We start from the raw sequence: 26,390 nt of genomic DNA, 5'->3' as shown, positions 1-26,390 counted from the left end.
AACCTGAGGTCGGCGGGACTATGTCCTGTCGGTCGGGACAGCCGCCGGTAAACTGACCTAAACGTAAGACGGTCATCTCAATGACTGAGATGAAGGTGTGCCAGGCTTGACCGGGTCGAGGGGAGTCGGCGAAGGTGACTGCATGCGATCGATTCTTCTCGTACTTGTGCGGCGCGCCGACTGACGCGACCACCGAGTCGAGCGCGCCCCCTCAGCCCACCCGGCGGAGGGGGCGTTTTCTTTGTCTAGCAGTGACGATTTCACAAGCAGCAGGGACGACCAAGGGAAGGCACCATGAGTGAGCAGCTGACCGGGGCACAGGCTCTGATCCGCGCACTGGAACATGCCGGAGTGGACACCGTCTTCGGCATCCCGGGCGGCGCGATCCTCCCGGCGTACGACCCGATGCTCGACTCGACCCAGATCCGCCACATCCTGGTACGTCACGAGCAGGGCGCCGGCCACGCCGCCCAGGGCTACGCCTCGGCGACCGGCAAGACCGGCGTCTGCATGGCGACCTCCGGCCCGGGCGCGACCAACCTGGTGACGCCGATCGCCGACGCGTACATGGACTCGGTGCCGCTGGTCGCGATCACCGGTCAGGTGGCCAGCGCCGCGATCGGGACGGACGCCTTCCAGGAGGCGGACATCCGCGGCATCACGATGCCGATCACCAAGCACAACTTCCTCGTCAACGACCCCAACGACATCGCCAGCACGATCGCCGAGGCCTTCCACATCGCCTCTACCGGTCGGCCCGGCCCGGTGCTCGTCGACGTGACCAAGGACGCGATGCAGGCCAAGGTCGACTTCCGCTGGCCGACCGAGCTCTCACTGCCCGGCTACCGCCCGGTGACCCGCCCGCACCCCAAGCAGGTGCGCGAAGCGGCCCGGCTGATCGCCGCCTCCGAAAAGCCCGTTCTGTACGTCGGCGGCGGCGTGATCCGGGCGAAGGCGTACGCCGAGCTGAAGCAGCTCGCCGAGCAGCTCGGCATCCCGGTGGTCACCACGCTGATGGCGCGTGGTGCTCTGCCGGACTCCCACGAACTGCACTTCGGCATGCCGGGCATGCACGGTTCGGTTTCGGCCGTCGGCGCGCTGCAAAGGTCTGATCTGCTGATCTGCCTGGGCGCGCGGTTCGACGACCGGGTGACCGGCAAGCTCGAATCGTTCGCCCCCGAGGCGAAGGTGATCCACGCGGACATCGACCCGGCCGAGATCGGCAAGAACCGCGCCGCCGATGTGCCGATCGTGGGTGACTGCAAGGAGGTCATCGTCGATCTGATCGCCGCGCTGAGCAGCGAGATCGCGAGCAGCGGCCGTACTCCGGACTACTCCGCCTGGCGCGGGCTGCTCGAGTCGGTGCGGGCGAAGTACCCGGTCGGGTACGACGACCCGGAGGACGGCAGCCTGTCGCCGCAGTACGTGATCCAGCGGATCGGCCAGATCGCCGGGCCGGACGCCATCTACACCAGCGGCGTCGGACAGCACCAGATGTGGGCGGCGCACTACCTGCCGTTCGAGAAGCCGCTGCACTGGCTGAACTCCGGCGGCCTTGGCACGATGGGGTACTCCGTGCCCGCCGCGATGGGCGCGAAGGTCGCGCGGCCCGACAAGACCGTCTGGGCGATCGACGGCGACGGCTGCTTCCAGATGACCAACCAGGAACTCGTCACCTGCGCGCTGGAGGGCATCCCGATCAAGGTCGCGGTGATCAACAACCAGTCGCTGGGCATGGTCCGGCAGTGGCAGACGCTGTTCTACGACAAGCGCTACTCCAACACCGACCTGCACTCCGCGCGGATCCCGGACTTCGCCAAGCTGGCCGAGGCGATGGGCTGCGTCGGGCTGCGCTGCTCCGACAAGGAGTCGGTCGACGCCACCATCGACAAGGCGATGTCGGTCACGGACCAGCCGGTGGTGGTCGACTTCGTCGTGCACCGCGACGCGATGGTCTGGCCGATGGTTGCCGCCGGCACCAGCAACGACGACATCCAGATCGCCCGCGACATGGCGCCGAAGTGGGACGGGGAGGAGCTGTAATGTCGAAACACACCTTGAGCATCCTGGTCGAGAACAAGCACGGTGTGCTGGCCCGCGTCGCCGCACTCATCTCGCGGCGTGGCTTCAACATCGACTCGCTCGCGGTGGGCCCGACCGAGCACCCGGAAGTTTCCCGGATGACCATCGCGGTCAGCGTGGACGAGCAGCCTTTGGAGCAGATCACCAAGCAGCTGAACAAGCTGGTGAACGTGATCAAGATCGTCGAACTCGAGCCGACCTCCACCGTGCAGCGTGAACTGCTGCTGGTGAAGGTCAAGGCGGACACCCTCAGCCGCGGGCAGGTGCTGGAGACCGTCCAGCTGTTCCGTGCGAAAGTGGTGGACGTCGCTCCGGACGCGATCACCATCGAGGCCACCGGCAATCCCGAGAAGCTCGAAGCCATGCTCCGGGTGCTGGAACCCTTCGGCGTCCGTGAACTGGTGCAGTCCGGCATGGTCGCGATCGGCCGGGGCAGCCGCTCCATCTCCGACCGCACCCTGCGCCCGGTCCCGGTCCCGCCGCCACACGTGGCCTCCGGAGCGCCGACCCTGCAGGCCCGCCCGGCCGGTACTGCGAACAACACCCCGGCCCCGGCCGGTACTGCTAACAGCAACCCGTCCCACCCGGTGCCGGCGCCGCCGCCGGGCCACCGCCCAGCCCCGGCTCGCCAGGGCTGAGAAACCAACCCCGGCCGGCACCGACGTACAGACCGTCAGTCGACCTTCTCAACAGATTCCAAGGAGACGAGCTCCAAGTGGCAGCAGAAATGTTCTACGACGACAACGCCGACCTGTCGGTGATCCAGGGCCGCAACGTGGCCGTGCTCGGCTTCGGCAGCCAGGGCCACGCCCACGCGCTGTCCCTGCGCGACTCCGGCGTCGACGTCCGGGTCGGCCTGCCGGAGGGCTCGAAGAGCCGCGCCAAGGCCGAGGCCCAGGGCCTGCGGGTGCTGACCCCGTTCGAGGCCTGCGAGGAGGCCGACGTCATCGTCGTGCTCGCCCCGGACCCGGCGCAGCGTTCCCTGTACAAGGAGGCCATCGAGCCGAACCTGGTCGACGGCGACGCGCTCGTCTTCGGTCACGGCTTCAACATCCGGTTCGGCTACATCAAGCCGCCGGCCGGCGTGGACGTCTTCATGGTCGCGCCGAAGGGTCCCGGCCACCTGGTCCGGCGTGAGTTCAGCGAGGGTCGCGGCGTGCCCGTGCTCGTCGCGGTCGAGCAGGACGCCTCCGGCAAAGCCTGGGACCTCGCGCTGTCCTACGCCAAGGGCATCGGCGGCCTGCGCGCCGGCGGCATCAAGACCACCTTCACCGAGGAGACCGAGACCGACCTGTTCGGTGAGCAGGCCGTCCTCTGCGGTGGTGTCTCCGCGCTGATCCAGTCCGGCTTCGAGGTGCTGACCGAGGCCGGCTACCAGCCGGAGGTCGCGTACTTCGAGTGCCTGCACGAGCTCAAGCTGATCGTCGACCTGATCTACGAAGGCGGCATCGCCAAGCAGCGCTGGTCGGTCTCCGACACCGCGGAGTACGGCGACTACGTGTCCGGCCCGCGGATCATCGACGCGTCGGTGAAGCAGCGGATGGTGGACGTCCTGGCCGACATCAAGGACGGCACCTTCGCGGCGCGCTTCATCGCCGACCAGGACGCCGGTGCGCCGGAGTTCGCCGAGTTCCGCAAGAAGAGCGAGGAGCACCCGATCGAGGCTGTGGGCAAGGAGCTCCGCGGTCTGATGGCCTGGGTCAAGTCGCACGACGACGACTACGTCGAGGGCACCTCCGCCCGCTGATCCCCAGCGATTCGCAGTAAGCCGACGTTCGGCTCACATCTAAGTGAGCCGAACGTCGGCTTTTCTTTGACACAATCGGTGACGCCGGAGTTTGGGACTTGTGATCAGGGGGCAGCGGATGGCGGACAGCGGCAGGCGAGAGCTGCCGAAACCGCCTCGGCGCGTCCCGGCCGGGGCGCTGGCGCCGCTGACGTCGATCGAGGCGCCGCCGCGACGGCCGCCCGTACCGACCGAGCCGCCGCTGCCGCCGAAGTTCCGGCTGCGGTTCGTGGTCCCGCTGGTGGTCTTCGTTCTCGTGCTCGGCGCGGGGGCCGGCTGGCTGGTCCGCGCTGACAGTCTCAACCTGGACGTCGCCGAGGTGCAGAAGGCGGCCGGTCCCAGCGTCGTCCGGATTTTCGCCACCACCTGCGAGGGGACCGGCCAGGCGACCGGCGTACTGCTCGAGAACGGGCTCGTACTGACCGCGGCCTCGTCCATCAAGCAGCCGATGTCCGTCGCTTTCATGACCACCAGCGGCGATGTACGCCGGGCCAACGTGCTCGGGAGCAGCCAGGACGGCGTCGCAGTACTGCAGATGCTCGGCCAGCTGACCACCCCCAAGGCGCAGCTCGCTCCGAAGGACCCGCCGGGCGACGCTGAACGGGCGGTCCTCGGGTTCATCGCCAACGGGCTGCAGACCATCCAGCTGCTCGGCCCGGCCAACGAACCCAAGCCGCTCCCGTCAGTGCTCAACGCGACCAAACTCGGTTCGCCGGTGCTCGACAAGTCGGGCCGGGTGATCGGCCTGGTCACCGGCGACACGGTGGCCACCGCCAAGGTGGTGCCACTCGACAACCTGCGCCAGTACTCCGGTACGGGGCAGCCCGGGATCACCCCGGAGCCAGGCGGGACCTGCCCGCGCTCGCGGGGGCCGCAGACCCCGATCGTGCCCGAGCTGGCGGTGGCCAACACGCCGCTGGCGGGCGAGGTCCAGAAGCTGCTGGGCGACTACATCACCACCACGAACAAGCACGATTTCGTCGCGATCCGGGAGCTCTACTCGAAGCAGCTGGCCAAGGCGCTCACCGTGGCCAGAGACCTCAAGAACCACCAGACCTCGTTCCTGTTCGGGGCCCGGATCACCGAGGTGACGTCAGCCGGCGAGTTCGTGAACGCCCGGATGACCTTCACCGTGCTGTTCTCGCCGAACAGCAACGGCGCCGCCGGGCAGACCTGCAACCGGATCGACAACCGGTACCGGCTGGTCCGCGAGGGCGGCAAGCTCGTGGTGGACCAGGCGGTCGGCGTACAGACTCCGCGCAGCTGCGACTGATCCGCGCGGTGACGACCGATCCCGCGATCCCTGCGGGCCCGCGACTGAGATGAGACCGTGTGGGCGCCGGAATCGCCGACCAGGTAGCATCGTGGTCAGCGGGCACAGCGCGGTGCTCTGATTCTTCGAGCTCCCAACCGCTTCCGCAGGAGATGTCTCCATGACTGTCGCAGCCCGACCCGTCGTCCTGATCGCCGAAGAACTCTCCCCGGCCACCGTCGAGGCGCTCGGCCCCGACTTCGAGATCCGGCACGCCAACGGCGCCGACCGTGCCGAGCTGATCCCGGCCATCGCCGACGTCGACGCCATCCTGATCCGCAGCGCCACCAAGGTGGACGCCGAGGCGCTCGCCGCCGCCAAGAAGCTCAAGGTCGTCGCCCGCGCCGGCGTCGGCCTGGACAACGTCGACGTCAAGGCCGCCACCCAGGCCGGCGTGATGGTCGTCAACGCACCGACCTCGAACATCGTCAGCGCCGCCGAGCTCGCCGTCGCGCTGCTGCTCGCCGCCGCCCGCCGTGTCCCGGCCGCCGACCTGTCGCTGAAGAACGGCGAGTGGAAGCGCAGCAAGTACTCCGGCGTCGAGCTGTACGAGAAGACCGTCGGCATCGTCGGCCTGGGCAAGATCGGAGTCCTGGTTGCCCAGCGGCTGGCCGCCTTCGGCATGAACGTGATCGCCTACGACCCGTACGTGCAGGCCGGCCGCGCCGCCCAGATGGGCGTCCGGCTCGCGTCGCTGGACGAGCTGCTGGCCGCGTCCGACTTCATCTCGGTGCACCTGCCGAAGACGCCGGAGACGATCGGCCTGATCGGTGACGAGCAGCTGCACAAGGTCAAGCCCGAGGTCATCATCGTCAACGCGGCCCGCGGTGGCATCGTCGACGAGCAGGCCCTGTACTCCGCGCTGAAGGAAGGCCGGGTCGCCGCGGCCGGGCTGGACGTGTTCGCCAAGGAGCCTTGCACCGACTCGCCGCTGTTCGAGTTCGAGAACGTCGTCGCCACCCCGCACTTGGGCGCGTCCACCGACGAGGCGCAGGAGAAGGCCGGGGTCGCGGTCGCCAAGTCCGTCCGGCTGGCACTGTCCGGCGAGCTTGTCCCCGACGCGGTCAACGTCCAGGGCGGCGTGATCGCCGAGGATGTCCGGCCTGGCATCTCCCTGACCGAGAAGCTCGGCCGGATCTTCACCGCCCTGGCCGGCGGCGTCGCCCAGCAGCTCGACGTCGAGGTCCGCGGCGAGATCACGCAGTACGACGTGAAGGTGCTCGAGCTGGCCGCGCTGAAGGGCGTCTTCGCCGATGTCGTCGAAGACAACGTCTCCTACGTGAACGCTCCGCTGCTCGCGGCCGAGCGCGGCCTCGAGGTCCGGCTCGTCACCGACCACGACAGCCCGGACCACCGCAACCTGATCACCCTGCGCGGCACGCTCGCCGACGGCGGCCAGGTGTCGGTGTCCGGCACGCTGGTCGGCGTGAAGCAGTCCGAGCGGCTGGTCGAGATCGACGGCTTCGACCTGGAGGTCGAGCTGGCCGCGCACCTGGCGTTCCTCGGCTATGAGGACCGGCCGGGCATCGTGGGTGCCGTCGGGCGGATCCTTGGTGAGGCCGACATCAACATCGCCGGCATGCAGGTCAGCCGCGACCGCAAGGGCGGCAAGGCGTTGGTCGCGCTGAGCGTCGACTCCACCATCCCGACGACGGTCCTGGACGACATCGCCACCGCAGTACAGGCCGACACCGCCCGGACCGTCGACCTCGAGGTCTGAGACACCCCCGAGGTCGCAACTGACCCTCGGGTGAAGGCAAACTGGAACAGCGTCACAAGGACCGGCCTGCCGCCCGCAGGCGCATGGCGGCCGGCCAGGGCCCGAGCCCTCCCACCCGGGAGCGCGCTCGGGCCCACCCTTGTTCTGGGGGTTACTGCGGCGGCGCGATGGTGGGGCCAACCTCGCTTCGCGGGGCGGTCGGCGCGCTGGCCGCCGCGGTCGGGTCCGATAGCGCCCTATCCGACCGACTCCCTGGGGCTCAAGGCCCGGGAGGGTCCGGACGTCCGTGCATACCCGTCTCCGGTCAGCAAACGCTTCCCCCGGCGTGTCGGGGCGTCGGCGCGAGGTGGTGCGTGCGCAGCCGTCCACGCCTTCGCCACGGCGGACGCATGGTCGAGCAAGTCGCGGAGTGACAGATGATCCGCGTGAAGGATTTTTGCCACGGAGCGGCAAAAATCCTTCACGCCGTGGTCCCGGGAGATCTCAGCCGACGTCGTCGAGTAGCACCCATGCCGGATTGAGCCGGTTGGCCGGATCGAAGACCTGTTTGATTCGGCGGTGCAGGTCGGGCCGAGTCCCAGTTCCAGCCAGCGGGCACTGAGGGCACCGAGACCCAACCGATTCTGTGCGAGTCGGCACGGCAAGCTACCTCCCCGAAACCGCTGAACTTACTGGCTTCGGCGGATTAACCCCGCTCCGGTGGATTCAGGAGGCGCGCGCGTTAGCGCTTGGTGGCGAGGAGTACTGCGGCGTCGGGGGCGACCATGACCTCGACTGTGGTGAAGCGTTTGTCCTGGAGCCATTCCTGGCGCAGCGTGTCGACGCGGCCTTCGTACATCGGGGGCCAGACCATCGAGGGGGTGAAGTCGTCCAGGACGACGAAGCCGCCTGGTTCGACTGCTTCGGCGATCACGTCGCGGGCGGACAGCTTCGCCTCGCGGGCGTCGACGAAGAGCAGGGAGAACGGGCCGCGCTCGATCAGTGCCGTCCAGTCCGCCGACAGCACCTCGATCCGGCCGTCGTCGGCGAACAGCTCCTTGACCACCTGGGCCAGTTGCGGGTCGCTTTCGGCCGTGACGATCTTGGTGTCGTCGGTCGCGCCGTGCCGCAGCCAGGCCGAACCCACACCGCAACCGGTGCCGACCTCGCCGAGGGTTCCGGTCCGGGAGGCGGCCAAGGTGGCGAGCAGCCGGCCGGTCTCGTTGCGCGTCGCGCTGACGAATCCGCGCCGTCCGGACAGGCTGAGGGCCGCTGAAACCAGCGGTGGCAGTTCTGGGGGAGCACTCACCGGTTGAGAGTTGCACAGCATCGGGCCAGCGGTGTCACTGGTATCTCACATCTCGGGACAGAGTGCCCGCATTGTGGCGAGATAGTCGCACGTCAGAGTATCTTCGGAGCCATCATGCAGTTCGCGGTACGTCTTATTCGCTGCCGCGCCGGGGTCCGCTAAGGCCGACCTCCCCGGCGCGGGTTTCGGCGTACCTCCCGCCCGGTAGTGCCAGTCGTCGGCCGTTTGTGACAGCACTAGACCAAACGGGAGACCAGCATGTACGACATGTATCCGGCCAACTGGAAGGTCGTCGACGGACGCGAGCGCAAAGCCGCCCGCCGTCGCCGCCCCGCTCCACGCCAGGCCGAGACCCAACCAGTCCAAGAGGCCATGAACCGCCGCGACAACGGGGGAGAACCCAAGAAGTGAGCAGCAACAAGTCATTCAAGCTGGCTGTTGTCGGTGGCGACGGGATCGGTCCCGAGGTCACTGTCGAGGCACTCAAGGTGCTCGACGCGGTCAGTGCGAACTACGGCGTGACGTTCGAGCGCACGGAGTACGACCTGGGCGCGAAGCGCTGGCACGAGACCGGCGAGACGCTGCCGGATGCCGAACTCGAGGAGATCCGCGGCCACGACGCCATCCTGCTCGGCGCGGTCGGCGACCCGACCGTGCCGTCCGGGGTGCTCGAGCGCGGGCTGCTGCTGAAGCTCCGCTTCGCCCTCGACCACTACGTGAACCTGCGCCCCTCGAAGGTGTACCCGAGCGTCGGCTCGCCGCTGGCGAACCCGGGCGAGGTCGACTTCGTCGTTGTCCGCGAGGGCACCGAGGGCCCGTACGTCGGCAACGGCGGCGCGCTCCGGGTCGGTACGCCGGCCGAGATCGCCACTGAGGTCTCCGTCAACACGGCGTACGGCGTGGAGCGGGTCGTCCGGGACGCGTTCGCCCGGGCGCAGGCGCGGCCGCGCAAGAAGCTGACGCTGGTGCACAAGAACAACGTGCTCGTGTACGCCGGTCACCTGTGGAAGCGGACCGTCGACGCGGTCGCCACCGAGTTCCCGGACATCGCCGTGGACTACCTGCACGTGGACGCGGCGACCATCTTCCTGGTCACCGACCCGGCGCGGTTCGACGTGATCGTCACCGACAACCTGTTCGGCGACATCATCACCGATCTGGCCGCGGCGATCAGTGGCGGGATCGGCCTGGCCGCGAGCGCCAATATCAACCCGGACAAGACCGCGCCGAGCATGTTCGAGCCCGTGCACGGCTCCGCGCCGGACATCGCGGGCCAGCAGAAGGCGGACCCGACGGCAGCGATCCTGTCCACCGCGCTGCTGTGCGACCACCTCGGCCTGACCGAGGCGGCGGCCGCGATCGAGGCCGCCGTGACGGCCGACATCGAGGAGCGCACCGGCGCGCCGCGGACCACCGCGGAGATCGGTGACGCGATCGCCAAGCGCGCGGCCGGCTGAGCCGATGGACCAGTACGACGCCCGCCCGGCCGGCGCCACCTGGCGCCGGAGCCGCGGCGAGAGGCTTCAGCACGCTCGCCTGACCACTTCGGCAAGAGGTACGGTGCCGCTATGAGCGCGGATTTGCAGTTCACCGTTGAGCCAAACACCCAACCGGCCAGCGACGACCAGCGCGCCCAGATCCTGGCGAACCCAGGTTTCGGGCAGAACTTCTCCGACCACATGGCGATCGCCACCTGGACCAAGGAGAACGGCTGGCACGACGCGAGGATCACCGCCTTCGGGCCGCTGGAGCTGTCTCCGGCGACCTCGGTGTTCCACTACGCCCAGACCATCTTCGAGGGGATGAAGGCCTACCGGCACCCCGACGACTCGATCCACCTGTTCCGGCCCGAGGCCAACGCGGCGCGGTTCAACCGCTCCGCGAAGCGGCTCGCGCTGCCGGAGCTGCCCGAGGCCGCCTTCCTGGACTCGCTGCACAGGCTGGTCGAGCTCGACAAGGCGTGGGTTCCCGCCGGTGGCGAGACCTCTTTGTACCTGCGGCCGTTCATGTTCGGCTCGGACCCGTTCCTCGGTGTCCGGCCGTCGGCCCAGGTGACGTACTGCGCGATCGCATCGCCGGCCGGCTCGTACTTCGCCAAGGGCGTGAAGCCGGTCCGGATCTGGCTGAGCGAGGAGTACACCCGCGCGGCCCCCGGTGGCACCGGCGCGGCCAAGACGGGTGGCAACTACGCCTCGTCGCTGCTCGCGCAGGCCGAGGCGATCGAGAACGGTTGTGACCAGGTCGCCTTCCTCGACGCGGTCGAGAAGAAGTGGGTCGAAGAGCTCGGCGGGATGAACCTGTACTTCGTCCTGGACGACAGCTCGGTCGTCACGCCGGAGCTGTCCGGCACGATCCTCGAGGGGATCACCCGGGACTCGATCCTGAAGCTGGTCACCGATCTCGGCTACACCGTCACCGAGCGCAAGATCTCGATCGACGAGTGGCGCGACGGGGCGGCGTCGGGGCGGATCCAGGAGGTGTTCGCCTGCGGTACGGCCGCGGTGATCACGCCGGTCGCCTCGCTCAAGTGGAAGGGTGGCGAGGTCCAGGTCGCCGACGGCGAGGGCGGCAAGGTCACGGCCGCCGTCCGAGCTGCTCTCCTGGATGTGCAGTACGGCCGCGCTGCTGACCCGCACGGCTGGATGACGAAGGTCTGCTGAAACCCCCAAAGCGCCCGGGACAACCTGAAGAGGTTCTCCCGGGCGCTTTCAGTTGCTCTGGGTAGTAGCTCTTGCTGTCCCGCAGGTGATGATCAAGAGCAGCCAGATGAGCAGGGCGACCAGGGGAGCGCCGGTCCAGTTGGTCTCGATGGCTTCGGACTGCGCCTCGGGTTGGTTGACGACGATCGTGAAGGTGACGACCAGACCGGCGATGCAGGAGGCCAGGGCGCTCTTGTACTCCGGCGGCAGCACCAGTTGAGTGAGTGCCAGCAGCAGATAGCCGAACATCAAGACGGTGCCGAGGGCACCCATCGGCGAGTCCTTGGCCGGGAGGAGACCGAAGAGGCTGATGCCGCTGTAGATGTCGATCGTCTGGCGGGACGAGCGTTCAGAGATCAACCAGGTCGGTGCCAGCAACACGATCAGCGCCACGCCGAGAGCGAAACCCATCAACCGGAACTGCAGTCGCCGCAACTCCCCGGTCGGGCGGAACAGCGCAGTACGGACGTCGTCTTCGAAGGCGTCGCGGCGGGCGGCTTCGTCGTGCTGGCTCATCGTTTCCTCTCGACCTGGACTTCACAGGATCCTCTCAGCTCTCCGGGCCATGGGTTGGATAGGGTCGGGGGACCGTTTCCGAGCTGAGGGCGAGGGCATGAGCAGCAGCTTCCCGGATGAAGTCGAGGCCTACTACGCGGAGCTCGCCGAGCAGCGTGGGTGGCAGCCGGACACGGTGCAGGCGTTTCGCGTCTCGGTGGAGCTGATCCGCGATCTCGATCGGGGGACCGCCGCCCGGACCTACGGGGCGTGCGCGGACGAGTACGGGACGGACTGGCTGTTCGAGGCCGTCTGGCACGAGCGGGAGTGGGTTGTCGTCCGGCAACTGCAGGTCGGCGAGGACGGCACCGTGCACCGGTACTGGTGGCAGCGGCTCGAGGACGAGGACGGCGTACTGACCGAGGAGGGCCTGAACCGGGACGAATGGGGCCTGCGGACGCTCAGCCGGGAAGACTTCTACACCGCCTGGGACGACCCGGGCTGGTCGCTCACCGCCTGAATCTGGACTGCGGCGGGCGCCCCAGTACTGGTCGGCGTACTGGATGTTCGCGTTTCGAGACAATCGGCCATGCCTCGGAATTCGTGTGGCAGACTGCCGAATGTCATGAAGAACTACCGGGTCATCATTAGCTAAGCGCGCTCAGCAAGCACCACCTGAGCGCGCAGACCTCTCGCACCTTGCGGGAGGTTTTTTGTTTGCCCGAACCGGCCCCCACGGAAGGCGACCCCCGTGAGCACATCCGATGAGTTCCACGTCTACGACACCACCCTGCGCGACGGCGCGCAGCAGGAGGGTCTGGCGCTGTCCGTGGCCGACAAGATCGCCATCGCGCAGCACCTGGACGACTTGGGCGTGGGCTTCATCGAGGGCGGCTGGCCGGGCGCGGTGCCCAAGGACACCGAGTTCTTCCAGCGGGCGCGGACCGAGTTGCACCTGCGGCACGCGACCTTCGCCGCGTTCGGGGCGACCTGCAAGCCCGGTACGGCGGCCGCCGACGACCCGCAGGTCGCCGCGCTGCGCGACTCCGGTGCCGCTGTCGTGACGTTGGTTGCCAAGAGCCACGATGCGCACGTCGAGCGGGCGTTGCGTACGACGCTCGACGAGAATCTGCGGATGGTCGCCGACACCGTGCGGCACCTGCGTGAGCACGGCCTGCGGGTTTTCCTCGACACCGAACACTTCTTCGACGGCTACCGCGCCAACCGGTCGTACGCGCTGGAAGTCGTACGGGTATCCGCTGAGGCCGGCGCCGACGTGGTCGCGCTCTGCGACACCAACGGCGGCACGCTGCCACGCGAGTTGCAGGACGTCGTCCGCGACGTACTGGACAACACTGGCGCCCGGCTCGGCATCCACGCCCACAACGACGGCGGCTGCGCGGTGGCGAACTCGATCGCCGCCGTCGAGGCCGGCTGCACGCATGTCCAGGGCACGATCAACGGGTACGGCGAACGTACTGGCAACGCGGATCTGCTCGCGGTCGTCGCGAACCTCGAACTCAAGCGGGGGATGGATCTGCTCCCGCCCGGCCGGCTGGCCGAGGCGTACCGGATCGCTCACGCGATCGCCGAAGTGACGAACGTGCCGCCGTCGACCCGGCAGCCGTACGTCGGTGTGTCTGCTTTCGCCCACAAGGCGGGACTGCACGCCAGTGCCATCAAGGTGGATCCCGATCTCTACCAGCACACGGATCCGGCCCTGGTGGGCAACGACATGCGGATGCTCGTCTCGGAGATGGCCGGCCGGGCCAGCGTCGAGCTGAAGGGCCGCGAGCTCGGGTTCGACCTTGGCAGCGACCGCGACCTGGTCAGCCGGGTTACGGACCGGGTGAAGGCGATGGAGTCGCGCGGCTACACCTTCGAGGCCGCGGACGCGTCGTTCGAGCTGCTGCTGACCGAGGAGGTCGCCGGTGAGCGGGTGAGCTTCTTCGATGTCGAGTCCTGGCGGGTGATCACCGAGTCGCGAGCCGACGGTGAGGCGGTGTCCGAGGCGACGGTGAAGCTCGTCGCCGGCGGCGACCGCGAGATCGTCACCGGTGAGGGCAACGGCCCGGTGAACGCGCTCGACCACGCCTTGCGGACCGCGATCGAGCGCGCCTATCCGGTGGTGAAGAAGTTCGAGCTGGTCGACTACAAGGTCCGCATCCTCGACCAGGGGCACGGTACCGACGCGGTGATCAGAGTTCTGATCGAGACCGCCGACGGCGAGGGATCCTGGCTCACCGTGGGCGTCGGCCACAACATCGTCGAGGCATCCTGGGAGGCGCTGGTCGACGGCGTCACCTACGGCCTGCTTCGCCACAAGGAGGTCGTCCGATGACTGCCCTGGCAACCCTGGCTCCCCGTACTACGCACGCCGTACCGGAGCGCATCCTCACCGTCTTCACCGCCCAGGTGGTGGAAACCCGCGGCCTGCTCGCCCGGATCGCCGTCCAGCTCAACCCGTACGACGTCCGCGAGCTCGCCTTGTGCCTGGAGACCTGCACCCTCCGAATCGTTGTCGAGGGCAACGGCTTCGACGCCGGCCGAGTCGCCGCCAGGTTGGACAAGATCATCGGCGTACTGGCCGTCAGCTTTGCTCGAGGTGGTCCAGCGCCAGAGCCGCAAGTTCCAGCCAGATTAAATGGTTAGGAAGGTTTACTAATTGATCCGGCTTCGGTAGCTTCCTGTCTCCGCCCACTCGATGGAGGCAGCCATGAGACTGCGTCGCACACTCCGAAGCGGGAGCCGGAGTGGGACAGGGGGTTCGCCGTGGTGGCTCCCGGCTCGACATCCGGGTTGCCGACCAACTACCGGACAATGATCCGAACAGGTACACCCCATCGGCTGCGTTGGACCGGCATCATGAGATGCGGAGGGAGGCTGACCATGCTCGAGGAGAGCGTGACCGTGCGGGTCGCCCTGCTGCTCGCCGCCGGGCGGGGGCTCCGGATGCGGTCGGCCGATCCGAAGGCGTTGCGCCGGGTGGGCGGGATCAGCCTGCTGGAACGCTGTACCAACGTGCTGCAGCAGGCCGGTGTCGAGCGCATCGTCGTCGTGGTCGGCTACCGCGCCGCAGACGTCATCGCTGCGATCGAAGCGCGCAACCTGCCCGTTGAAGTGGTGACGAATCCCGATTGGCAGCAGGGCACCGCCTCATCCGTCATCGCCGGGCTCCGCGCGGTCGGCGATCAACGCTGCCTGGTTGTGATGGGCGACCACGTGTTCGAGGCGGACGACGTACGGCGACTGACCGAGACGACCGCCGGCAACGTGGCAGCGGTGGACCGTGATGTCGATCGCCAGCTCGTCGGCCTGAGCGGCGTCCGGCCGAACCGGGTCCGCCTGCGCGACGACGGACACGTTGCCTCACTGGGACCGGACCTCGACCAGTACGACGCGGTTGACGCGGGGCTGACAGTCGTCGAGCCGGGCGACGTGTTGTCGGTTTCCCACCCGCCTCGCACGTGGCTGGAGCTTCGGCAACAACTCCTCGCTCGCGGCCGGCCGATGCAGACGCGGGAGGTGCACGGTCTGTGGGGCGACGTGGACACGCCGGAAGGCGTGCGCGCTTTGGAGCGGTTCATGTGGCGCCGTTATGGACCCAAACCCACCGACGGCGTCATCGCCCGCGTCGTCAACAGGCGTATCTCCGGGCCGCTCACCCGCGTGCTCCTGCACACCGGCCTCACGCCCAACCTCGCGACCGGTCTGGCTTTCGCCGTCACCCTGCTGGCCGCCGGATTGGTTGCCACCGGCAACACCTGGCTGATGATCGCCGGCGGTCTGGGCGTCGTCCTCGGCTCTGCACTGGACGGAGTCGACGGCGAACTCGCCCGAGTCAGCGGTACGGCGTCCCGTCGCGGCGCCACCCTCGACACCCTCCTCGACCGGTACGCCGATCTGGCGGTCGTGCTGGCCCTGATCCTCGCCACCGGTCCGACCACATCCGCCTGGCCGTGGGGATTCGCCGCCGCGACCGGTTGTCTCCTGGTCTCCTACGTGCACGCCGTCGGCCGCGACACCGACGTACGGCTCCTGTTCCGGCGCGAGTTCCGCCTCCTCATCTTCGCCGTCGCCGCCATCCTCACCATCCCTCTCTGGGGCCTGATCGCAGTTGCCATCGCCGCCAACCTGGATGTCGTCCGGGGTGTCGTTCTGCTGCTCCGGGCAATGCGGGAGTAGGCACTGCGCGAGTAGGTGACGCGCGAGCAGTCGGCGGGAGCAGGCATGGCGGAGTTGAACAGGTGGACGAGCCAGCCGAGGCCTGTCGACGGATCCGAGATGAGGTCGCCGACCTGTTCGATCATCTGGACGCCGGGCATCATCTTCGGGTCGGCGTCGCGGAGCTGCATGATGATGCCCAGCGGGAGCCCGGCGACGACGCCCGCGGGCGGCGCCGGTGACCAGGTTCTTGGGTAGTGCTCGCATGCTCGTGGTGGAATCTGCCGAGGACATCAGAAGTCCCTCCTCCAGCCGCACGAATCCTGTGGACGACCGAGGACGGTACGCCGCGCGCCCGCGCCGCGTCGGTGACCGCGGTGACAGTTCGTGCACTAGAGGTCGAAGAGTGGTCCGACGATCACCAGGCCGAGATCGTCGCCGAGGTGGGCGAACAGCGCGAACAGCATGAGCGAGGCGCCGGCGAGTGCGGTGTCCTTGAAGAACTGGACTTGTTCGGTCTGCTTGGCCTGTGCATCCGACTCTCGCCAGAAGCCGTGCATCAGCAGCGCGGTCGGGACCAGGAACACGACCAGCAGGAGCGCGCCGAGATCCGGCCAGATCCCGAGCAGCACCGAGACCGTGCCGAGGACCAGGAGGACACCGCCTCCCAGCACGGTAAGTCGCGCGGCCGGCACGCCTTTGCTTTTCGCGTACCCGGTCATCGCGTCGGTCTGACCGAAGTGCCCCATCGCGGAAACGGCGAAGAGCGCGGCGAACATGATCCGGCCGATCAGTACCAGGACGTCCATGACGACCTCCAGCAGAAGACTGGCATCCGCGCCGGCGTCGATCGCGCCTAGTCGCGAGGTGTCACCTTCCATGATCACCATTTGGAACCACTTTCAACCATTGACGTTGTGCGCGGCGGACGTAAGGACTACGTAAGGGCCCGCCCCCGGGAGCGGAACTAGCGTTTGCCTCGACATCACGAGGAGGTCGCTATGAAGGTGCGTGTGCTGTCAACGATGTTCGCTGTGCTCCTGGTCCTGCTCGGGTTTCCCGCAACCGCGCAGGCCGATCGTCCGCCTTTCGTCTTCCCGGACGGCTGCTGTTACCTCGATGGCGTCGTGGTGCGGACCGTCGTCCCACCGGCCGCGACGCCCGACGACGGTCGCGACAACTTCTACGCGGTGATGGGTGGAGTCGAAGCGCAGAAGGGCGTGGTCGGCGTCGGCCCAGGTTCGGCCGGCTACCACGGCGGCGACTGGAAGTTCTTCGCCGTCACCTGGAACGTCACGCCGTACCTGCTCACCTCGGAGGCGGCGGTACTGGCGGCTGCCGCAGCCGGTCACGTCACGATCACCCGGGTCGCCGAGAACGACTTCAAGTGCCCGATCCAGCGCTGACTCGCTCGCGCTGGACGGTCAGCGGATGAGCTGGGTGCTGGGCTGGAAGGCGATCCAGGTGAACCAGAAGGTATCGATGAACGGGTACGCCGACAGCTGACTGCCGGCGAGTGAACCACCGGTGGCACGGCCGAGGATGTTCCACCGGCTACCGGTCTGGGCGTCGACGAAGCCGGCGCCCGCGGCCGTGAAGGTCAGCGGGCGCCCGCCGGCTACGGGTTCGAACACGGCGACGGTGCCGATGTCTCGTCCTGTTGCTCGCGTACAGCTTCCCGACGTACCGAAGGTCAGGGTTCGGCTGCCGACGCGGCGGTCGAAGGCGACACCGGAGTTGCACAGTGGGCAGTAGGTGACAGCCACCGGGATCCCGGCCACGGTGTCGTTGACGATTTCGTGCCAGGTCAGGATCTGGATCGGGTAGGCCCGGCTCTCGCCGTTGACGGTCAGCGCGAGCACTGGCTCGGTCTCGGCGAGCCAGTCGACATCCCGGGTGCGCTGGAACCGAGGGTTGTCGATCGCCGGGACGGGCCGCGGTGTCGCGATCGGGCGTGCATTGGGATTCGCCGTTGCGATGACGGCGGGGTTCGTCATCGTGTTCGGCGTCTTCGGACTCGCGCTGGCTTCGGTGGCCGGCCCTATCCAGCAGCGCCTTCCCTGGTTCACCGTCGTCTTCGGCCTGACGCTCGCGCTTGCCGGCGCCTGGCTGCTGGCCGGCCGGAGCATGCCGGGGCCACGGATCGCGACCAGCCGGGGACCGGCACTGACCAGGTCCGCTCTGTCGATGACGCTGTTCGGAGTGGCCTACGCGCTGGCCTCGCTGGGGTGCACAATCGGTCCGTTCCTCGTGACGGTGGTGGCCACCTTCCGCACCGGCTCGATCGTCGAAGGGGTCACCGTCTTCACGGCGTACGCGCTCGGTATGGGTGTCGTTGTCGCGGTGGTGTCGCTCGCGGTCGCCCTCGCGCGCGGGTCTGTGGTGGCTGCGCTACGCCGGGCCGGTCGATTGGTCTCCCGGCTCGGCGGTCTGCTGCTCGTGGTCGCAGGTCTCTACGTCTCGTACTACGGCTGGTATGAGATCCGCGTACTACGCGGCGCGAGCGCCGACGACCCGGTGATCGCGGGCGGCGCTGCCCTTCAACGTCGGCTGGCGTCCGGGCTGGACCTCATCGGCGCGACCGGAGTAATCGTCGCTCTTGTCATCCTGCTGATCCTCAGCCTTTGGGGAACAGTGGTGCGGCGACGCCGGTCTCGGCGTACGTCTTGAGGGTGTCCATCAGCCGGCCCCAGGTGAGGGCCGAACTGGCGAACGGGCCCTCGTCACTCGCCCAGCCGTCGTGGCTGAAATGCACCAACGTTCCGGCTGCCGTGGGGGTCAGCGTCCAGATCACCCGCGTCCCCGCCCAGTGTGGCGGGAACTCGCCGACGGACGTCCAGGCCAGCCGCCCCAGGCCGACCTCGTCGACGCTCAACTCGAACGGCACCGGTGCGATCGGGAAACCCGGCTTCATGATCGAGCCGACCCCGCCGGCGAAGTCGACGTCGGCGGTCCACCAGCCGGCGATGCCGTCCTCGGTGTCGAGAGCCTCGACGATTCGCTCGGCCGGTGCCTCGACCTCCAGCTCGAAAACGATCCGCGCCATCGCGATCCCCTCCCCTGCCCAGGCCGATCGAGCCTGGGGTTAGTTGATACTTACGTTAGCCGACTCTAACATGTGTCCGTGGACAATCAACTCCGAGCGCTCGCCGAACCCCATCGGCGGCGGATCCTCGAGCTAGTACGGGACCGCGAGCTGGCCGCCGGTGAAATCGCGGCCCACTTCGACGTCACCCGCTCGGCCATCTCCCAGCACCTGACCGTGCTGAAGGAGGCCGGCCTGGTGGTTGAGCGACGCGACGGCGCCCGGCGGCTCTACCTGGCGGAGCCGAGCGGGCTGGCCGGCCTGAAGAAGTTCGTCGACAGGTTCTGGACGACAAGCCTGGCCAGGCTGGCCGAAGAGGCCGAAGCCGAGGCTCGTCGGGACGAGTCCACGGACCGAGCACGATGACCGTCACGGGCGATCGGGTCGAGCACGAGATCAGCATCGCGGCGCCACCGGACGTAGTGTTCAACTTCTTCACCGATCCGGAGCGGCACAAGCTCTGGCTGGGCCGGGAGGCGTTCCTGGATCCCCGACCAGGCGGCCTCTACCGCTGTATCGTCAACGACACGGCCACGGTGCGAGGCGAGTACGTCGTCGTCGACCCGCCGTACCGGCTGGTGTTCACCTGGGGATTCGAAGGGGCCGCAGTAGTACCGCCCGGGACGAGCACGGTCAGCATCGACCTGCACCCCGATGGCGACGGCACCCGGCTCCGGCTCGTCCACACCGGTCTCCCCCACCCGATGCTGGCTCCGCACGACCAGGGCTGGAGCGGTTACCTCGCCCAACTCCGAACCGCGACCCTTACGAACCGATGACGGTGTACGCCGCAGCGCCCGCTTCGGCACTACCGTCAGAGGAAACCGAGGATGGTCGGAGCTGATCCGGATGCGTACTCTCGCGATGCTCGCCGCCTGCGGGCTGATGCTGGCGGGCTGCGGCAATGATTCGGAGGCGGGTTCCGCGCCGACGTCATCGCCCACAGCCTCCTCGCCGGCGCAGCCGTCATCTGTTGCCACCACGCCGCCAGGCAGTACGCCGCCGGGCGGTACGCCGACCTCACCCGCCAAACCCCCCGCATCGCCGAGCACAGGGACCGGGATCAAGACCGCCGCCAGCGACTTCGGCCCGATGCTGTTCGACTCGACGGGCCAGGCGATCTACTTGTTCGACAAGGAAACGTCCTCAGCCCCGGCCTGCTACACCGCCTGCGCGGTCGCCTGGCCACCGGTGCTGACGGACGGCCCGCCGACCGCCGCCGGCGAGGTCAAGCAATCACTTCTCGGCACGACGAAGCGAACCGATGGCAAAACGCAGGTCACGTACGGCGGTCACCCGCTCTACTACTACGCCCACGAAGGCAAGAACGAGGTGAAGTGTCACAACATCGAAGGCTTCGGCGGGTTGTGGCTGGTCGTCACCCCGGCCGGCGCGGCAGCCCCGGCGTGACCGGAGTCCGGGAACCCGACCAGTGAATGGCGTGGTGATGCAGTGACGGTTGACGAGGTGCTGGCTGCTCATCGCGACGCGGGACGGGAGTTCACGGCGGCCGGGGTACGGAGCTTTGTGCTTGAGCAAGGGTCGTCCGGTGGGGAGGCTGTGGTGTGCCTGCACGGCGTACCGGCGTCCTCTTTCCTTTACCGTGCGGTACTGCCCGAGCTGGCACAGCGTGGGTTGCGCGGCATCGCGTTCGACCTGCCCGGCCTGGGATTGGCCGCGCGACCGGATGACTTCGACTACTCGTGGACTGGGCTTGGGGCCTGGGCGACCGCGGCGTTGGACGCGCTCGAGCTCGACCGGGTACATCTCGTGGTGCACGACATCGGCGGACCCGTCGGCTTCGAGATCGCGGCGGCGTCGCCTGACCGGATCCGTTCCATCCTGGTGCTGAACACGATCGTTGCCGTCGACACCTTCCGCCGTCCCTGGGTGATGGAACCCTTCGCCCACCGTCTGCTCGGTGAGGCGTGGCTGGCGTCGGCCCGTGTGCCGGTCGTGTTCCGAACTCTGATGCGGATGATCGGCGTCGGCCCCGATGTGCCGGCGGAGGCTCTGGACACACACCTGCGACTGCTTCTCGGTGAGGACTCCGGGCGCGCCTTCCTGCAAATCATGCGGTCATTCGAGCGGACCATCGAGAAGCGGCGGCTGTACGAAGGGGTCCTCAGCTCCGACAGGTATCCGGTGGGAATCCTGTGGGGTAGCAAGGATCCGGCCCTGCCGCTGCGCTCGTACGGCGTACAAGCTCGCCTCGCGGCCCGGCTCGACGACATCCCAACCGTCCCCGGCAAACACTTCCTCCAGGAGGATTTCCCAGCGGAGATAGCCGAAGCTGTCGCGGTTCTAGCCAGGTAGGCCAAAGACGGCGAACAGCGCGGGGTCGGGGAAGCTATTGATGGTGGCGATGCGGCCGGCGTCGATCGTGAAGACCATTAGCCCGTACGGAGCCGGCGCGCCGGTCTCGTCGGGCATCCAGGCTGCGACGGCGGGGTCACCGCTGGCGCGGGTGAGTTGGAGGTGGATGCGGTCGAGATGGCCGTCAGCCGGCACGGTGGCGAGGAAGTCGATGATCGCGGTCCGGCCGCGGAACTCCATCCGCTCCGGCGGCATCCGCAGGATCGCGTCGTCCCGCAGCAGTTCGGCCAGCTGGTCGACAAGGCCCAGCTCGATTTCACCCGCCAGCGGGTCCAGGCCGGCGCCCAGCCGCAGAAGACGGCGTACGACGCGATGAAGGCGAGTAGCTCGGCGTCACTGTCGTACTGACCGCGGCCGCGCACATCGCCGAAACGGCCTGGCACCAAGGCGTCGACCTCTACGCCGAGGCCAAGGAGAGGCTGACCGACGGCTTCTACTTCCACGCCCGCCTCGAGACCGGTACGCCGACGCCGTCGAACCTGTGCGGCGGCACGGTGAAGAAGGGACTCGGCGCCGTCACCGAGGTGGTCTACAACCACTACCACAACCGGCTGGGCCAGCAGATGCCCACGACGCTGCGCTACACGGAAAGCAAGCGCCCGGCCGGCGCGAACTACTTCTACGCATGGGAGACACTCACCCACGCCGACAACCCACGCTGACAGCCGCGGGCGTCCGAAGTACCGGCTGTACTTCGGACGCCCAGCAGCCGGTCAGTCAGTCCCAGGTCAGGCCGCCGCCGGACTGGTACTCGATCACGCGGGTCTCGAAGAAGTTCTTCTCCTTCTTCAGGTCCATCACCTCCGACATCCAGCCGAACGGGTTGCGCGTCTCGCCGAAGATCGGCTGGATGCCGATCTGTTCGGCGCGCCGGTCGGTGACGAAGTGCATGTACTGCTCGCACAGGTCCGCGGTCAGGCCGAGCATGCCGTTCGGCATCGTCGCGCGGCCGTAGGCGACCTCCAGCTCACACGCCTCGGTGAGCATCTGCCGGACCTCGGCCTGGAACGCCGCGGTCCACAAGTGCGGGTTCTCCTGCTTGATCTGGTTGATGCAGTCGATGCCGAAGTTCAGGTGGATCGACTCGTCGCGCAGGATGTACTGGTACTGCTCCGCGATCCCGACCATCTTGTTGCGCCGGCCGAGCGACAGGATCTGTGCGAAGCCGGTGTAGAACCACATGCCCTCGAAGACCACGTAGAACGCGATCAGGTCGCGCAGGAAGTCCGTGTCCGACTCCGGCGTCCCCGTGCGGAAATCCGGGTCCTCCAGGTGCTGGGTGTACTTCAGCGCCCAGGCGTCCTTGTCGGAGATGGACGGCACCTCGCGGTACATGTTGAACAGCTCGCCCTCGTCCAGGCCGAGCGACGTACAGATGTACTGGAAGGTGTGCGTGTGCACGGCCTCCTCGAACGCCTGGCGGAGCAGGTACTGGCGGCACTCGGGGTTGGTGAGCTGGCGGTAGACCGCGAGCACGATGTTGTTCGCGACCAGTGACTCCGCGGTGGCGAAGAAGCCGAGGTTGCGCTTGAGCATCAGCCGCTCGTCCTCGGTCAGGCCGTCCTTGCTCTTCCACAGGGCGATGTCGGCCTGCATCGAGACCTCGGTCGGCATCCAGTGGTTGTTGCAGCCGGCAAGGTATTTGTCCCAGGCCCACTGGTACTTCAGCGGCAGCAGCTGGTTCACGTCCGCGCGGGCGTTGATCATCGCCTTGTCCGCGACCTCGACGCGGGCCGCTCCGAGGGTGATCTCACCCAGTCCGGTGGTCGTCACTGGCAGGCCTCGCAATCGGGATCTTCGATGGAACAAGCTGCGCCAGTGGGTTCCGGCAGAGCGACCGGTACTGCGTTGAGCCGGCCGTCCGTGCCTTGCAGCGTGGACTTCTCCACATGCGTGGCCGACTGGGAGCGCAGGTAGTACGTGGTCTTCAGGCCGTGCCGCCAGGCCGACCGATAGAGCTCATCGAGCGCCTTGCCCGACGGAGCCGACATGTAGAGGTTGAGCGACTGTGCCTGGTCGAGCCACTTCTGCCGGCGCGATGCCGCCTTGACCAGCCACAGCGGGTCCATCTCGAACGCGGTCGCGTACAGCTCCCGCAGATCGGCCGGCACGCGGTCGATCTGGGACAGGATGCCGTCGTGGTACTTCAGGTCGGACACCATCACCTGGTCCCACAGTTCGCGCGCCTTGAGATCGGCGACGAGGTACGGGTTGGCGACGGTGAACTCGCCGGACATGTTCGACTTCACGAACAGGTTGCGGTAGATCGGTTCGATCGATTGGCTCACGCCGCAGATATTGGAGATCGTCGCGGTCGGCGCGATCGCCAGCACGTTGGAGTTGCGCATGCCGTCACGCAGTACCTTGGCGCGCAGCGCGTCCCAGTCGAGCCGCTTGCTCGTGTCGACGGTGAGGTCGCCGTCGCGGGCCTCGCGGAGAAGCTCGAGCGAGTCGATCGGGAGGATTCCCTGACTCCACAGTGATCCGTCGTACGTCTGGTACCGGCCGCGCTCGGCGGCCAGTTCGCTCGACGCGTCGATCGCGTAGTAGCTGATCTGCTCCATCGAGCTGTCGGCGAAGGCGACGGCGGCGTCGGAGCTGTAGGGGATGCGCAGCGCGAACAGCGCGTCGGCGAAACCCATCAGCCCGAGGCCGACCGGGCGGTGCCGCTGGTTGGCGCGCTCCGACTCCGGCGTGGTGTAGAAGTTCACGTCGATCACGTTGTCGAGCATCCGGACGGCCGTCTTCACGGTGTCGCTGATGAGGTCGGCATCGAGACCGGTGTCGGTGAGGTGCGCGACCAGGTTGACCGAGCCCAGGTTGCAGACGGCGGTCTCGTCGACCGTCGTGTTCAGCGTGATCTCCGTGCACAGGTTGGAGGAGTGGACGACGCCGTCATGCTGCTGCGGTGACCTGAGGTTGCACGCGTCCTTGAAGGTGATCCACGGGTGGCCGGTCTCGAACAGCACGGTCAGCATCCGGCGCCACAGGTCGACGGCCTTGACCCGGCGGAACACCCGGATCTCGCCCTTGTCGGCGGCCTGCTCGTAGTTCTCGTACGCCGTCTTGAAGGCAGCGCCGTACAAGTCGTGCAGGTCCGGGACCTCGTCAGGAGAGAACAGCGTCCAGTCGCCGCCGGCCTCGACCCGCTGGAGGAAAAGGTCGGGGACCCAGTTGGCGGTGTTCATGTCGTGGGTGCGGCGACGCTCGTCACCAGTGTTCTTGCGAAGATCGAGGAACTCCTCGATATCCATGTGCCAGGTCTCGAGATACGCGCAGACCGCGCCCTTTCGTTTTCCACCCTGATTCACAGCTATGGCCGTGTCGTTGGCGATCTTGAGGAACGGTATGACGCCCTGCGACTCACCGTTGGTACCGCGGATCTTTGCGCCGATGCCGCGGACCGGGGTCCAGTCGTTGCCGAGTCCACCGGAGTACTTCGCCAGCAGCGCGTTGTTGCGGATGCCCGCGAAGATGCCGGCCAGGTCGTCGTCGACCGTGGTCAGGAAGCACGACGACAGCTGCGGCCGGGTGGTACCGGAGTTGAACAGCGTCGGCGTTGACGACATGAAACGGAACGAGCTGAGCAACTCGTAGAACTCGATCGCGCGGTCCTCGCGGTTCTCCTCCTTCAGCGCGATGCCCATCGCGACGCGGAGGAAGAACGCCTGCGGCAGCTCGAATCTTGTTTTGTCGATGTGCAGCAGATAGCGGTCGTACAGCGTCTGCAGGCTGAGGAAGGCGAAGTTCAGATCGCGCTCCGGCTTGATTGCCCCGGCCAGCTTGGCCAGGTCGAACGTGGCCAGCTCCGGGTCGAGCAGCCCGGCCTCGATGCCGACCTCGATGTAGCGCGGGAAGTAGTCGACGTACGCCGAAGTCATGTCGGCTTGGCTCGCCTGACGAGGCTCACCGTGCACCCGGCCGAGCGTCTCGCGACGGATCTGGTCGAGCAGCAGCCGGGCCGCCGCGAAGCTGTACTCCGGTTCCGTCTCGACGTATCCGCGGGCAGCCATCACCAGGGCGAGCTCGACCTCGTGCTGGGCGATGCCGTCGTAACAGGAGCCGAGGGTCTCGTTGAGGATCAGCTCGGCGTCGACAGCGTCGAGGCCCGCCGCTGCCTCGGCGACGATCACGCGGAGCCGCTCGACATCCAGCGGGGCGGTGCTGCCGTCGACTGCGCGGACCGTGATGACCGGCTGCGTGCTGAGCTCGGCCGCGTTCTCGGGAGTGCGGGCCTTGGTGCGTTCTTCGCGGTAGAGCACGTACGCGCGGGCGACCTGGTGCTCGCCGGCCCGCATCAGCGCGAGCTCGACCTGGTCCTGGATGTCCTCGACCTGGACACTGCGGCGGGCGTCGCCACGGCCGGTCAGAGCGTCCACCACGCGCTTGGTCAGGTCGGCGACGAGGTCTCGGACCCGGTGGCTGGCACCGGCCTCGCTGCCCTCGACGGCGAGGAACGCCTTGCTGAGCGCGACCGAGATCTTGGTCGGGTCGAAGGCGGTGCTGCTGCCGTCACGGCGTACGACGGTGAGCTGGTTCGGTTGTGCTGGTGCCGAGTGGGTTGCTCTCGGCTGGCCTGGCGAAACGATGGTCACAAGCGCTCTCTCCACGCGAGTCTCTTGACGACCGGGACCCTGGGGGAGCGCATGACGAGACAGGTGGGCGCAGTTGACCGGCATACGGACGTACGAATCCGCGAGCACCGATCGGGTGGCGCCCGACCGCGGTCTCCCCGGCCTGGGTGGCCGACTTCTGCGGTGGTGCCAATCTGCTTCTGTCACGCCCTGCGGCCCGCCCTCGAGGCCTCGGACAGCGTGCACCGGCGGCACACGCACCGGCGACAGGTATTCGGGCTCACGGAGCACATTCCCCGCCTACCGCTGCGGGGCAGCTCCGGATTTCCACCGGATTCCCCTGACCGCCAGTGGTAGAGACTCTAGCCCCCGACCACCGCATCTAGTGGTGCGACGCGCTGCATGTCGCACATCTTGTGTCCCCACGGCTCGCGACGCCTGCTCCGCTGCCGTCGTCCGGAGCCCGCGGCGGGTTGCCGCGAAAGCTATGGACGAACGCCGTTTTTCGGGCCGCTGGCGCGCTACAGCGCGCCAGCGGCCCCGCTAGGAGCCTGCTGAATAACCTGCGTGTTGGCCCGGTCGTGTGGTGACCGTGCTGGGACGATTGTGGGGTGCAGGGTTCAGCTGGGGTTGATCAGGAGTTGATGGACGCTCGGGCGTTGGTCGGGCATCTGGTGCCGGCCGGGAGCGTGTTCGGGTTCTTGGCTGAGCATCGTGGTGAGGTGTTCCCGGCCGGGTTGTTCGAGGATCTGTTCCCGAGCTCGACCGGGCGGCCGAGTCTGCCGGGTGAGGTCGCGGCGTCGGTGCTG

General features: G+C 67.8%; 30 protein-coding genes, 1 pseudogene and 1 riboswitch. Of the genes and pseudogenes, 22 read left to right on the top strand and 9 right to left on the bottom strand.

All coding sequences use genetic code 11. The features are described from left to right. The first annotated feature begins 294 nt into the window (after positions 1–294). The 5 genes from A3ES_RS0141920 (at position 295) to serA (ending at position 6,900) form a co-directional block, all read left to right on the top strand. Positions 295–2,043, top strand: a complete 1,749-nt coding sequence (locus A3ES_RS0141920) for an acetolactate synthase large subunit (RefSeq protein ID WP_020392835.1) — start codon at positions 295–297, stop codon at positions 2,041–2,043. Then, the gene (gene ilvN / locus A3ES_RS0141915) at positions 2,043–2,720 is read left to right on the top strand and encodes an acetolactate synthase small subunit (protein WP_020392834.1); all 678 of its coding nucleotides are present in this window, start codon (positions 2,043–2,045) and stop codon (positions 2,718–2,720) included. The genes A3ES_RS0141920 and ilvN overlap by 1 nt, the downstream gene beginning before the upstream one ends. 89 nt (positions 2,721–2,809) lie before the next feature. Continuing rightward, complete coding sequence (ilvC, locus tag A3ES_RS0141910; RefSeq protein ID WP_020392833.1) at positions 2,810–3,829, top strand: ketol-acid reductoisomerase; 1,020 nt, start codon at positions 2,810–2,812, stop codon at positions 3,827–3,829. Positions 3,830–3,947: 118 nt separating this feature from the next. Beyond that, positions 3,948–5,141 (top strand): trypsin-like peptidase domain-containing protein, encoded by a 1,194-nt coding sequence (locus A3ES_RS0141905; RefSeq protein WP_020392832.1) that lies wholly within the window; start codon positions 3,948–3,950, stop codon positions 5,139–5,141. Between the two features lie 160 nt (positions 5,142–5,301). Continuing rightward, a complete protein-coding gene (gene serA, locus A3ES_RS0141900) occupies positions 5,302–6,900 on the top strand; it encodes a phosphoglycerate dehydrogenase (RefSeq protein ID WP_020392831.1) in 1,599 nt (532 codons plus the stop codon). Between the two features lie 483 nt (positions 6,901–7,383). On the opposite strand, the gene A3ES_RS57350 is transcribed toward serA, so the two are convergent. Next, complete coding sequence (locus tag A3ES_RS57350) at positions 7,384–7,539, bottom strand: FAD-linked oxidase C-terminal domain-containing protein (protein WP_157631042.1); 156 nt, start codon at positions 7,537–7,539, stop codon at positions 7,384–7,386. 82 nt (positions 7,540–7,621) lie between these two features. Beyond that, on the bottom strand, positions 7,622–8,188 hold the full coding sequence (locus tag A3ES_RS0141895; protein ID WP_026163702.1) for an O-methyltransferase: 567 nt from the start codon (positions 8,186–8,188) through the stop codon (positions 7,622–7,624). 258 nt (positions 8,189–8,446) lie between these two features. Here A3ES_RS0141895 and A3ES_RS55315 point away from each other — a divergent pair, with 258 nt between their 5' ends. The 3 genes from A3ES_RS55315 to A3ES_RS0141880 all read left to right on the top strand — a co-directional run bounded on the left by A3ES_RS55315 (position 8,447) and on the right by A3ES_RS0141880 (position 10,848). Beyond that, complete coding sequence (locus tag A3ES_RS55315) at positions 8,447–8,599, top strand: hypothetical protein (RefSeq protein ID WP_020392829.1); 153 nt, start codon at positions 8,447–8,449, stop codon at positions 8,597–8,599. Continuing rightward, positions 8,596–9,645 (top strand): 3-isopropylmalate dehydrogenase, encoded by a 1,050-nt coding sequence (locus A3ES_RS0141885; RefSeq protein ID WP_020392828.1) that lies wholly within the window; start codon positions 8,596–8,598, stop codon positions 9,643–9,645. The genes A3ES_RS55315 and A3ES_RS0141885 overlap by 4 nt, the downstream gene beginning before the upstream one ends. Before the next feature lie 111 nt (positions 9,646–9,756). Continuing rightward, the gene (locus tag A3ES_RS0141880; RefSeq protein WP_020392827.1) at positions 9,757–10,848 is read left to right on the top strand and encodes a branched-chain amino acid aminotransferase; all 1,092 of its coding nucleotides are present in this window, start codon (positions 9,757–9,759) and stop codon (positions 10,846–10,848) included. A 48-nt stretch (positions 10,849–10,896) separates the two neighbouring features. On the opposite strand, the gene A3ES_RS0141875 is transcribed toward A3ES_RS0141880, so the two are convergent. Then, a complete protein-coding gene (locus A3ES_RS0141875; protein WP_020392826.1) occupies positions 10,897–11,403 on the bottom strand; it encodes a hypothetical protein in 507 nt (168 codons plus the stop codon). 97 nt (positions 11,404–11,500) lie between these two features. On the opposite strand from A3ES_RS0141875, the gene A3ES_RS0141870 reads away from it, so the two are divergent. The 5 genes from A3ES_RS0141870 (at position 11,501) to A3ES_RS54730 (ending at position 15,788) form a co-directional block, all read left to right on the top strand. After that, on the top strand, positions 11,501–11,902 hold the full coding sequence (locus A3ES_RS0141870; protein ID WP_020392825.1) for a hypothetical protein: 402 nt from the start codon (positions 11,501–11,503) through the stop codon (positions 11,900–11,902). Positions 11,903–12,133: 231 nt separating this feature from the next. After that, positions 12,134–13,723, top strand: coding sequence for a citramalate synthase (gene cimA, locus A3ES_RS0141865; protein WP_020392824.1), 1,590 nt, complete (start codon positions 12,134–12,136; stop codon positions 13,721–13,723). Continuing rightward, positions 13,720–14,034, top strand: coding sequence for a hypothetical protein (locus tag A3ES_RS0141860; protein ID WP_020392823.1), 315 nt, complete (start codon positions 13,720–13,722; stop codon positions 14,032–14,034). Before cimA ends, A3ES_RS0141860 begins: the two co-directional genes overlap by 4 nt. A gap of 237 nt (positions 14,035–14,271) precedes the next feature. Further along, positions 14,272–15,567, top strand: a complete 1,296-nt coding sequence (locus A3ES_RS0141855; protein ID WP_020392822.1) for an NTP transferase domain-containing protein — start codon at positions 14,272–14,274, stop codon at positions 15,565–15,567. A 62-nt stretch (positions 15,568–15,629) separates the two neighbouring features. Beyond that, positions 15,630–15,788 carry a hypothetical protein gene (locus tag A3ES_RS54730; RefSeq protein ID WP_020392821.1) on the top strand — a complete coding sequence of 53 codons (159 nt, stop codon included), beginning with the start codon at positions 15,630–15,632 and terminating at the stop codon, positions 15,786–15,788. A gap of 150 nt (positions 15,789–15,938) precedes the next feature. Here the strand turns inward: A3ES_RS54730 and A3ES_RS0141845 are convergent, their stop codons facing one another. Continuing rightward, on the bottom strand, positions 15,939–16,436 hold the full coding sequence (locus A3ES_RS0141845) for a DoxX family protein (protein ID WP_020392820.1): 498 nt from the start codon (positions 16,434–16,436) through the stop codon (positions 15,939–15,941). Positions 16,437–16,547: 111 nt separating this feature from the next. Between A3ES_RS0141845 and A3ES_RS0141840 the strand changes: the two genes are divergently transcribed. Further along, entirely contained in the window at positions 16,548–16,952 is a 405-nt protein-coding gene (locus tag A3ES_RS0141840) for a hypothetical protein (RefSeq protein ID WP_020392819.1), read from the top strand. An 18-nt stretch (positions 16,953–16,970) separates the two neighbouring features. On the opposite strand, the gene A3ES_RS50300 is transcribed toward A3ES_RS0141840, so the two are convergent. Continuing rightward, positions 16,971–17,543 (bottom strand): DUF3179 domain-containing (seleno)protein, encoded by a 573-nt coding sequence (locus tag A3ES_RS50300; RefSeq protein ID WP_020392818.1) that lies wholly within the window; start codon positions 17,541–17,543, stop codon positions 16,971–16,973. Here A3ES_RS50300 and A3ES_RS50295 point away from each other — a divergent pair. Next, positions 17,524–18,216, top strand: coding sequence for a cytochrome c biogenesis protein CcdA (locus A3ES_RS50295; RefSeq protein ID WP_020392817.1), 693 nt, complete (start codon positions 17,524–17,526; stop codon positions 18,214–18,216). The genes A3ES_RS50300 and A3ES_RS50295 overlap by 20 nt on opposite strands. On the opposite strand, the gene A3ES_RS0141825 is transcribed toward A3ES_RS50295, so the two are convergent. After that, positions 18,164–18,592: an SRPBCC family protein gene (locus tag A3ES_RS0141825; RefSeq protein WP_020392816.1), complete on the bottom strand. Its 429-nt coding sequence runs from the start codon at positions 18,590–18,592 to the stop codon at positions 18,164–18,166. The genes A3ES_RS50295 and A3ES_RS0141825 overlap by 53 nt on opposite strands. A gap of 78 nt (positions 18,593–18,670) precedes the next feature. Here A3ES_RS0141825 and A3ES_RS0141820 point away from each other — a divergent pair, with 78 nt between their 5' ends. The 4 genes from A3ES_RS0141820 to A3ES_RS0141805 all read left to right on the top strand — a co-directional run bounded on the left by A3ES_RS0141820 (position 18,671) and on the right by A3ES_RS0141805 (position 20,947). Continuing rightward, the gene (locus A3ES_RS0141820) at positions 18,671–18,997 is read left to right on the top strand and encodes a metalloregulator ArsR/SmtB family transcription factor (RefSeq protein WP_020392815.1); all 327 of its coding nucleotides are present in this window, start codon (positions 18,671–18,673) and stop codon (positions 18,995–18,997) included. Further along, positions 18,994–19,410, top strand: coding sequence for an SRPBCC family protein (locus A3ES_RS0141815; RefSeq protein ID WP_020392814.1), 417 nt, complete (start codon positions 18,994–18,996; stop codon positions 19,408–19,410). The genes A3ES_RS0141820 and A3ES_RS0141815 overlap by 4 nt, the downstream gene beginning before the upstream one ends. A 70-nt stretch (positions 19,411–19,480) precedes the next feature. Then, a complete protein-coding gene (locus tag A3ES_RS56545; RefSeq protein ID WP_020392813.1) occupies positions 19,481–20,041 on the top strand; it encodes a COG4315 family predicted lipoprotein in 561 nt (186 codons plus the stop codon). Positions 20,042–20,083: 42 nt separating this feature from the next. Then, positions 20,084–20,947 carry an alpha/beta fold hydrolase gene (locus A3ES_RS0141805; RefSeq protein WP_020392812.1) on the top strand — a complete coding sequence of 288 codons (864 nt, stop codon included), beginning with the start codon at positions 20,084–20,086 and terminating at the stop codon, positions 20,945–20,947. Here the strand turns inward: A3ES_RS0141805 and A3ES_RS54720 are convergent. Next, positions 20,936–21,187 (bottom strand): sigma-70 family RNA polymerase sigma factor family protein, encoded by a 252-nt coding sequence (locus A3ES_RS54720; RefSeq protein WP_237745196.1) that lies wholly within the window; start codon positions 21,185–21,187, stop codon positions 20,936–20,938. The two genes, A3ES_RS0141805 and A3ES_RS54720, sit on opposite strands and share 12 nt — an antisense overlap. Between A3ES_RS54720 and A3ES_RS0141795 the strand changes: the two genes are divergently transcribed. Both A3ES_RS0141795 and A3ES_RS54715 read left to right on the top strand, forming a co-directional pair. Continuing rightward, a complete protein-coding gene (locus A3ES_RS0141795; protein ID WP_157631039.1) occupies positions 21,125–21,355 on the top strand; it encodes a hypothetical protein in 231 nt (76 codons plus the stop codon). The two genes, A3ES_RS54720 and A3ES_RS0141795, sit on opposite strands and share 63 nt — an antisense overlap. Positions 21,356–21,501: 146 nt before the next feature. After that, a complete protein-coding gene (locus A3ES_RS54715) occupies positions 21,502–21,669 on the top strand; it encodes a hypothetical protein (protein WP_020392809.1) in 168 nt (55 codons plus the stop codon). A 55-nt stretch (positions 21,670–21,724) separates the two neighbouring features. On the opposite strand, the gene A3ES_RS0141785 is transcribed toward A3ES_RS54715, so the two are convergent. Together A3ES_RS0141785 and A3ES_RS0141780 are read right to left on the bottom strand one after the other, a co-directional pair. After that, positions 21,725–22,780, bottom strand: a complete 1,056-nt coding sequence (locus tag A3ES_RS0141785) for a ribonucleotide-diphosphate reductase subunit beta (RefSeq protein ID WP_020392808.1) — start codon at positions 22,778–22,780, stop codon at positions 21,725–21,727. After that, a complete protein-coding gene (locus tag A3ES_RS0141780) occupies positions 22,777–25,617 on the bottom strand; it encodes a ribonucleoside-diphosphate reductase subunit alpha (protein ID WP_026163697.1) in 2,841 nt (946 codons plus the stop codon). The genes A3ES_RS0141785 and A3ES_RS0141780 overlap by 4 nt, the downstream gene beginning before the upstream one ends. 212 nt (positions 25,618–25,829) lie before the next feature. Beyond that, a riboswitch (cobalamin riboswitch) is annotated at positions 25,830–25,945 on the bottom strand. Between the two features lie 247 nt (positions 25,946–26,192). On the opposite strand from A3ES_RS0141780, the pseudogene A3ES_RS54710 reads away from it, so the two are divergent. Next, positions 26,193–26,390, top strand: a pseudogene (locus A3ES_RS54710) (IS5/IS1182 family transposase); the annotation flags it as partial.

Origin of the sequence: Kribbella catacumbae DSM 19601 (assembly GCF_000372465.1) — a bacterium.
Taxonomy (GTDB): domain Bacteria; phylum Actinomycetota; class Actinomycetes; order Propionibacteriales; family Kribbellaceae; genus Kribbella; species Kribbella catacumbae.
The sequence above is the reverse complement of the archived record's forward strand: the minus strand, read 5'-3'. Positions and strand labels throughout refer to the sequence as shown.